Annotated in this window: 7 protein-coding genes; all 7 read left to right on the top strand. The window is 58.4% G+C overall.

The window, feature by feature from the left end:
• The coding region (locus BUC26_RS23920; protein WP_143165987.1) for a transposase at positions 1 to 328 on the top strand (328 nt) is incomplete at its 5' end.
• Entirely contained in the window at positions 325 to 858 is a 534-nt protein-coding gene (locus BUC26_RS17675; protein WP_073378157.1) for a sensor histidine kinase, read from the top strand. The genes BUC26_RS23920 and BUC26_RS17675, both read left to right, overlap by 4 nt.
• A 23-nt stretch (positions 859 to 881) precedes the next feature.
• Complete coding sequence (locus BUC26_RS17670) at positions 882 to 1,268, top strand: response regulator (RefSeq protein ID WP_073378155.1); 387 nt, start codon at positions 882 to 884, stop codon at positions 1,266 to 1,268.
• A 17-nt stretch (positions 1,269 to 1,285) separates the two neighbouring features.
• The gene (locus tag BUC26_RS17665) at positions 1,286 to 4,129 is read left to right on the top strand and encodes a molybdopterin-dependent oxidoreductase (RefSeq protein WP_073378153.1); all 2,844 of its coding nucleotides are present in this window, start codon (positions 1,286 to 1,288) and stop codon (positions 4,127 to 4,129) included.
• 24 nt (positions 4,130 to 4,153) lie between these two features.
• Positions 4,154 to 5,821 carry a GAF domain-containing protein gene (locus BUC26_RS17660; protein WP_244155894.1) on the top strand — a complete coding sequence of 556 codons (1,668 nt, stop codon included), beginning with the start codon at positions 4,154 to 4,156 and terminating at the stop codon, positions 5,819 to 5,821.
• A gap of 98 nt (positions 5,822 to 5,919) precedes the next feature.
• On the top strand, positions 5,920 to 7,074 hold the full coding sequence (locus BUC26_RS17655; RefSeq protein ID WP_084540747.1) for a sulfite exporter TauE/SafE family protein: 1,155 nt from the start codon (positions 5,920 to 5,922) through the stop codon (positions 7,072 to 7,074).
• A 68-nt stretch (positions 7,075 to 7,142) separates the two neighbouring features.
• A complete protein-coding gene (locus BUC26_RS17650; RefSeq protein WP_073378149.1) occupies positions 7,143 to 7,712 on the top strand; it encodes a hypothetical protein in 570 nt (189 codons plus the stop codon).
• Positions 7,713 to 7,734 lie beyond the last annotated feature (22 nt).

Genomic DNA, 7,734 nt, shown 5'->3' with positions numbered 1-7,734 from the left:
AGAGCGGTTGCGTTGGGTCCGAAAAGCAGCAACCCCGCAGGCAGCCAAGTGGCGCTTGAGCAATTTTCTACTGTGCATGGCAGAGACCGATTTGACCAGATCACCGGTGTTAAAGCCGATCATCTCCGCAATCGAAACAGTGATCAGGCACCGCCAGGCGATTGAATCACGGTGGCAGTCGGGCCACAGCAATGCTCGCCTGGAAGGCTTGAATAGCATTTTCCAGGCAGCCAAAGCACGGGCCAGAGGGTATCGGAACCCACAGACATTTATCAGCATGATTTACCTGATCGCCTCACCGGTTGGTAATCTGCTCAAATCCACTTGAAACGACGAAGAGCCGAAATAGATATCAACGATATCCTGGCCGACGTGGTGGCGGTCACCGAACATACCCTCAGTCTCAGTCACATTATCACCAAGCTGGCATGTGAACCTGAGCTGCCGCCGATTGTCGGTGATCCCGAGAAACTTCGCCAGGTCTTTGTCAACCTGATCAACAACGCCCACCATGCCATGCAGGAGCACGGCGGCCAATTGAATCTGGTCAGCGGTTTTGACCGGGATAGACAGATGGTTACGGTGACGGTGCGCGATACCGGCCATGGTATCGACGAGAAGAACCAGGCACGTATCTTCGATCCGTTTTTTACCACCAAACCGGTGGGCCAGGGAACCGGACTCGGGCTGTCGGTGTCGTACGGTATTATCCACGAACACGGCGGCACGATCGAGGTAGAGAGCCCGGTCCCGGGCGAGCGACAGACGGAGCAGCCGGGGACGCAATTCGTGATCAGGCTGCCTGTTGCCGACCAGCGGCACGATGATGAACCAACTCAGGGATCCACAGCTGCCTGAATAACAACATAAAGGAGTAGATCATGGCGAACATACTGGTTTTGGACGACGTTCTCGATGCAACCGTGTTGGTCGGCAAGATTCTGACCAAGAGAGGGCATACCGTGCACACCTTCACCGAGGAGGAAGAGGCGCTCTCCTTTGCCGCGGCAAACACGGTCGACCTGGCCATCCTCGATATCAAGCTGAAAAAGATGAGCGGTGTCGAAGTGCTCGCCGAACTCAAGAAGATCAATGCCAAGATGCAGGCGATTATGTTGACCGGCTACCCGACCGTGGAAACGGCCCGCGAGGCGATAAATCTCGGGGCCGACGAGTATTGCGTCAAGCCGATCGATCGACAGGAACTCGAAGACAAGGTCGAAAAAGTGCTCAAGAGTAAAGCGAAAAAAAGCCAGCTTACCATTTAATCATAAGGGGAAAGACCATGGATGTACGCGAATTGAACCGGGCCCGTGGCCAGTTATACCACTTTCTTTCAGTGATGTTCCGGGATGAATTGCCGGCAGAACTGTTGGCAAAAATGGGAGGCGGTGCGTTTTTCGACCAGGTCCTGTCTCTGCAGGACAGTTGCAGCATTCAGGATTTTTGTTCGGGCCTGAATCGACTGACTTCGTTTCTTAAAACACGTTCAGCGGATGAGGCCTGGCGGCAGCTGCGGCACGATTACGCCGAACTCTTCCTGAATGCCGGTAAAAATCCGGCATTTCCTTATGAGTCCTGCTATCACAACAGGGAGCCGCTCGTCATGCAGGAACCGTTGGCGGCGGTCCGTGCCGCGTATCGGGCTGCGGGCGTGCACAAGAGTGAGACCTATCCGGACCTTGACGATCATATCGCGGTGGAGCTTGAATTCATGCGCTACCTTGCCGATCAGGCGGCAAGCGGTGAGGACAACGACCAATTTGATTTCCTGCGTAATCACCTGATGGGCTGGAGTGTAGACTTCTGCGCGGTGCTGACCAGTGCCGCACCGAGCGAGTTTTATCGCGGACTGGCGGAGATGACCATGAGCTTTCTGTTCAACGAGCGGATGTATTCTTTTGCCGCCATGGCCGAGCAGGAAGCCAGTCCGGCTTATGTCCATATCCTGGAAAAGATGGCGGCGGCCATTGCCACGCTGGAGCTTGATCCCGGTTATGCATTGATTGCTGAAGGTGCGGCACCACCGGCGGCCAACCGCTCGGTCAAGACGCACTGCTATATCTGTCTTGGTCTCTGCGGTCAGGAAGTGGTGGTCAAGGACAATGTCATTACCGGCTGCAAGGGTCTGCCGGGCGATCCGAAGGGGGGCGGCAGGTTGTGTATCAAGGGTGCCAATGCCCACAACAACACCTATTCCGCGTACCGACTGAAAACACCGCTGATCAAGGAAAACGGGCGCTTCCGCAAGGCCGGCTGGGACGAGGCGATGGCCATGATTGCCGAGCGCCTGAAAGCGATGGATCCGGAAACCGTCGCCTTTCACCGTGGCAATGATTTTAACAACTGGTGTCACGAAGCGGTGATGACCGCCTACGGTACGCCGCACAAGACCACCCATCGGCAGATGTGCGATAACCCGGCGCGGATGGCCAACGAGAAATGCTTCAGTGAAAAGCGGCCGTGGATTGATTACGCCAACTCCCGGTTCATCCTGCTTTTCGGTATCAATGAGCTGGCCACCTCGGCCGGGCAGCGCAAGGTCGCCCTGTTGAAAAAGGCGGTCAACGACGGTGCCAAACTGGTGGTGGTCGACCCGCGCCGCTGTGAATCGGCCTCTCTGGCAGCGGAGTGGATCCCGATCAAGCCGGGTACCGATGGGGCCATGGCCATGGCCATGTGTTACGTGATCGTCAAGGAAGAACTGTATGATCGGGACTTCGTCGACAATTGGACGCATGGCTTTGCCGAATTCAAGAAGCGGCTCCTCGGTGAGGAGGACGGCATTGCCCGGACGCCCAAGTGGGCAGCCGAGATCTGCGGTGTGCCGGCCGCGACCATCGAGCGGCTCGCCCATGAATTTGCCGCCGCGGCGCCCCACGCCGGAGCCAATGCCTGGACCGGGGTCGCCCAGGCGCCGAACACCGTACATGCCACCCAGGCACTGATGTCGCTCAACGCATTGATGGGGTGTTTTGATGCTCCCGGTGGCCCGTCGTTGATCAGGAAATTCAAACTCGCTTCAGCCTGGGCGGATGATCAGCCGAAGCCGCCGAACAATGCGGCGAAGACAAAGCTTAACCAGGGACATCTGTGGAGCGGTTGGATCCCCGCCTATTTCGAACAGGATGTCGAGGCCGGTCGGCTCAAGGCGATGGTCTGCTATTTCGGCAATCCGGTCATGTCGAGCGGGTCCGAGCCGGCCATGCGGCGCGGCATGGAAAAACTCGAGTTCTCCTGTGGTATCGACTGTTTTCTGACCAACACCACGGTGCTCTGCGACGTGATTCTGCCCGACTGCACGTATCTCGAGCAGAGCCGGGTGGTTGCCGACTGGATGTACGAATCGTTCATCTCGCTCGGCCAGAAAGCGATCGAGCCGATGTACCAATCCCGGACCGTAGTCCAGATCTTTTCCGATCTGGCCAACCGTCTCGGCTACGGCGAATTTTTCCCATGGCAGAGTGAGGAGGAATACCTGCGCAACCAACTGCGCAACCAAAAGGTCAGTCTTGAAGAGCTCAAGCAGACGGGATTTTACGTTACCGATCCGCAGGAGTTTTACAAATACAAGGCCTGGGGATCGGTCAATCCGCCGGCCGGCTATGGTTCGTCGGGCAGCAGCGCTTCCGGTAAGTACGCCTTTATCAACCCGGTTGCCGAGGAGAAGGGGCTCGACGGGCTGCCCGATTACAAATCACCCTATGAGGACTGGCCGCAATTACAGAGCGACGACGAATTTCCGATGCTGCTCGGCTATTTTCGTGTGCTCGAGCATGAACACACGTCGACCTATGCCAATGTAGCGCTGATGAAGCAGAGCGGTACCAATCCGGTCTGGATCAACTTTGTCGATGCCAAGCGTTTGGGCATCGGTGACGGCGACCAGGTGGAGATCTCCTCGCCGTGGGCCGTGGTGCGAGCCAAAGCGAAAGTGACCTGGGATATCCGCCAGGGAGTCCTCGCGGCGGCCGGCGGATTCGGCGGACTGTTCGGACTGGAGGGAGACCCGAAGTATCCGCACTACCATGGCTTCAACACCAATGTGTTGCTACCGCCCAACGTAGCATGCAAATGGTCCGGGACGCCGCCGCTCAAGTATATCAAGACCAGGGTCGTCAAGGCCTGAGTGGCGACGGCAGGATGCATGACCATGAACAGCAGTGACGGACAGGGACGGGATCGCCGGTACCTGCTGGTCTTCCAGCAGGTCACCAAGATGATCTCGCTGGCCCACAACCCGCGCCAGGTGATGGCGAGCATCGTCGAAAACCTCCCGGAACTGCTCGGTATCGATGCCTGCACCATCCGGCTCCTCGATCCCGATGCCGACCAGTTTGTCCTCGGGGCGGCGGCCGGGGTATCGGACACGTACCTGTCCCGCCGTGATGTCGATTCGGCGGAGACTATGGACATGGTCTCCGCCGGACGGCCGGTGGCCATGGAAAATGTCGCCACCAGTCCGCACGACAGCTTTCGGGAGGCAGCCCGGCGCGAGGGCATCGTCTCGGTGCTGACCCTGCCCATCTCCTACCAGGGACGGGTAACCGGAATCATGCGGTTGTTGACCAGGCGCCGGCGCGTCTTTGCCGGCGACGAGATCGATTTTGCCCATGCCTTGGCCGAGCAGGTCGGTATCGCCATCGCCAACGCGGCGATGTTTCGGCAGCTGGAACACCAGGTCAATTACCTCAGGGAAGTCCAGACGATCTCGAAGATGGTCAATTCAACGCTCGATCTCGATGCCGTCCTGCAGACCATCGTCGAGTTGCTGCCACGCAGCCTGAGAGCCCATGGCTGTACGATACGCCTGTTGACGCCGCAGAGCAATAAGCTGGTTCTCGCCGCCTCGTTTGGGTTGTCCCGCGAGTATCTGGAGCGCGGCGAGGTGGTCGACGAGGAGAACACCATCCGTGCCCTGCAGGGAGAACCTGTCGCCATTGCCGACGTTGCCAGCGACGAGCGGGTCCTCTACCACGAGCACATGGGCCGGGAGGGAATCAAATCGCTGCTGGCGGTGCCGATCAAGGTCAACAACGAGGTGATCGGAATCATCCGTGTCTTGGCCCGGGAGCGGCGGCTCTTTTCGCCGGCTGAGATCAGTTTTGCCGCGGCCGTTGCCGAAGTTGGCGGGGCGGCGATTAAAAATGCCGGCACCTATCGCCAGATCACGCTGCTCTTCAATCAGATCGAGGAGCATGAACAGTTCCTCGGCAACATCCTCGATTGCATCCGGCCTCAACTGCTGGTGATCGATAACCGGGGGCACGTGGTCATGGCCAACAAGGCCTTTCTCGAGGCCAACGGCCAGCGGGAAGCCGATGTGCTCGGCATGGCGTATAACCAGTTGTGCCGGGTCGAGGAGGGTGAGCGCGGCTGTCCGGTGGCCGAGGTTCTGGCGACCGGCGAGATGGCCGTGGTGGTCCAGTCGCAACGGGAAGAAGACGGGCGCCATTGGTACGAGCGGTCGGCGACGCCGATGCTCGGCGCCGACGGTGAGGTGGAATATGTGATCGAGGTGATTCGTGACCTGACTGCCCAGCGACGTCTTGAAGAAGAGCAGGCCGAGCGGAGCAAGCTCGAGGGGGTGATTGAATTGGCCGGTACGGTGGCCCATGAGATTAACTCCCCGTTGTTTGCCGCTCTTGGTACGGCGCAACTGCTCGAAAGTGATCTCGGTGATGATGAGCAGGTCGAGGATATCCGGACCATCGTCAGGAATCTCAAGGCCATCAGTGAATTGACCGCGAAGATGGCTTCGATGACCGGCTATCGCGGCAAGGAGTATGTCGGCGAGACACGGATTGTCGATCTCGGCTAAGTGGTACCCGAAGATCGATCGTTACCAGTATTTTGGCAGGTTGCAGAAAACCAGCGTTATTCGTGGAACCCATTATTTCAACACAGTGGAGGTGTATTGTGACAAAGAAACAGACTTTTTGGCTGCTCGGCGGTTTGTTGGCACTCCTGGTCGTCGGGCTGGTTCAGGAGCCGGCCTGGGCCGGCAGCCTCGATGATGCCATCGCCGCCGCCCCGCGCGGCACCGAAGGGGGACAGATCGATCCGAGTCAGCCGGTCGGCTTTCTCGGCATCCCCGGAGGCCCCCAGGTCAATCTGATCGTTGCTTTTCTCTGGGCGGTCTGGGTCGGTTGGATCTTCTCCACCGTCGGCGCTTTCGGCGGCGTCATGGCCGGTGTCGGTCATATGGGCGTTTTCGGGCTCGGCGATTATGCCAAGTCGTTCAAAGAGACTGCACCGGTCCTGAACAAAGGGATCACCGACTCGATCCGTGGTTCGAACCAGTTTCTGGTCGGCTTTTCGGCCCTGATTTCCTCGTTCAACTATTACAAAATGGGCCGCCTGGTGGTGCCGCTCGCCGTGGCGCTCGGGCTCGGGTCCATCGTCGGTGCCTGGGGCTCGGTAACTCTGTCGGCCGGCAAGATTTCCTTCTCGCAATACCAGGGCTATTTCGGACTGTTCGTGCTGGCGCTCGGCGTCTATCTGTTCTGGGAGACCTCTCCGGCCGGCCAGGCCAACAAGAAGAAAGCCAAGGCAGCCGCCCAGGCCTTCGAGGCCACGGTGAAAAAACAGAAGAGCGGCGAGAGTGTCGATACCGCTTCGCTCGGAGTTAAAGTGATCAGGATGTCGCTGACGCAGATCGCCTTTACCTTTTACGGCGTCGAGTTCAAGTTCAACCCGCTGATCCCCTTCTTCGGTGGCGTGGTGATTGCGGCTATTGCCGCATTTCTAGGAGTCGGCGGCGGCTTTCTACTGGTACCGTTTTTGACCAGCGTTGCCGAGTTGCCGATGTACCTGGCGGCGGGGACTTCGGCCCTGGCGGTCCTGATCAGCATGATCACCAGTATCATCACGCTGATATCCAAAGGCGTGCAGTTCGACTGGGCCTTGATCGGTCTCGAGTTGGTCGGTGTTGCCGTCGGATCGGTGATCGGTCCGCGGACCTCCAAGTACTTTTCCGATATCTGGCTCAAGCGCCTCTTTATTGTGCTGGCGCTTTATGTCGGTATTGATTACGTTTTGCGCGGTTTCTTCGGCTTCCGTATCATCGGTTAGCCGGCGCATTTCCCTCATTCCTGTAGCCGAGACAAAGGCTCCGGGCAGTGTAACCGGAGCCTTTTTTTATGGACTTGCAAACCTTTCTTACCTTAATCGATCCCTGGCTGATCGTTCCGTACCGGGCAGTGGCGCCGGCAGTGGCCGGCTACCTGCTCGGCACAACGATACTGGCCCTGTATTGCGTGGTGATCGGCGATTTGTCGGCAACGCTGGTTGCCTTTCTCAATCGTGGGTACCTGAGCAAACTCCGCCGGAAGATGGAGCACCATCACCACCTCTCGGAAAAGGCGTTGATGATGGGCGACAAAGAGAGCTACAAGGCGGTCAACAAGCAGGGGCTGGACGCGTTCGGCTATTCTTTTTCCATGGGTGCGGCATTGTTCTGTGTCTCCATCTGGCCGATGCCGTTCGCGCTGGCCTGGCTCAATTCGCGTTTCGCCGAGGCCCCTCTCCAGCTGCCGGCCACTCTGCCGCTGTTGGGCGGCAGGGAGCTCCATTACTTCACCTCATTTCTGCTGCTCTACATCCTCGCCCGAATCGGTTATTCGCTGATCATGGGGCGCGTTGCCTGGTACAAGGCGATCAAGGCACGGGTTACCGGTCTTGGTGGTGTGCCGGAGCCCGGCCAATCCTGAGACACATGAAAACCTTGCTCCC

The organism is Desulfofustis glycolicus DSM 9705, assembly GCF_900130015.1.
GTDB lineage: Bacteria > Desulfobacterota > Desulfobulbia > Desulfobulbales > Desulfocapsaceae > Desulfofustis > Desulfofustis glycolicus.
Note: the sequence above shows the minus strand (reverse complement) of the source record. Positions and strands in the feature narration are given on the sequence as shown.

Bases quoted from the DNA above. Each gene is read 5' to 3' on its own strand.
- BUC26_RS17670 (WP_073378155.1), top strand. From the start codon at position 882: ATGGCGAACATACTGGTTTTGGACGACGTTCTCGATGCAACCGTGTTG.
- BUC26_RS17665 (WP_073378153.1), top strand. From the start codon at position 1,286: ATGGATGTACGCGAATTGAACCGGGCCCGTGGCCAGTTATACCACTTT.
- BUC26_RS17660 (WP_244155894.1), top strand. From the start codon at position 4,154: ATGAACAGCAGTGACGGACAGGGACGGGATCGCCGGTACCTGCTGGTC.
- BUC26_RS17650 (WP_073378149.1), top strand. From the start codon at position 7,143: ATGGACTTGCAAACCTTTCTTACCTTAATCGATCCCTGGCTGATCGTT.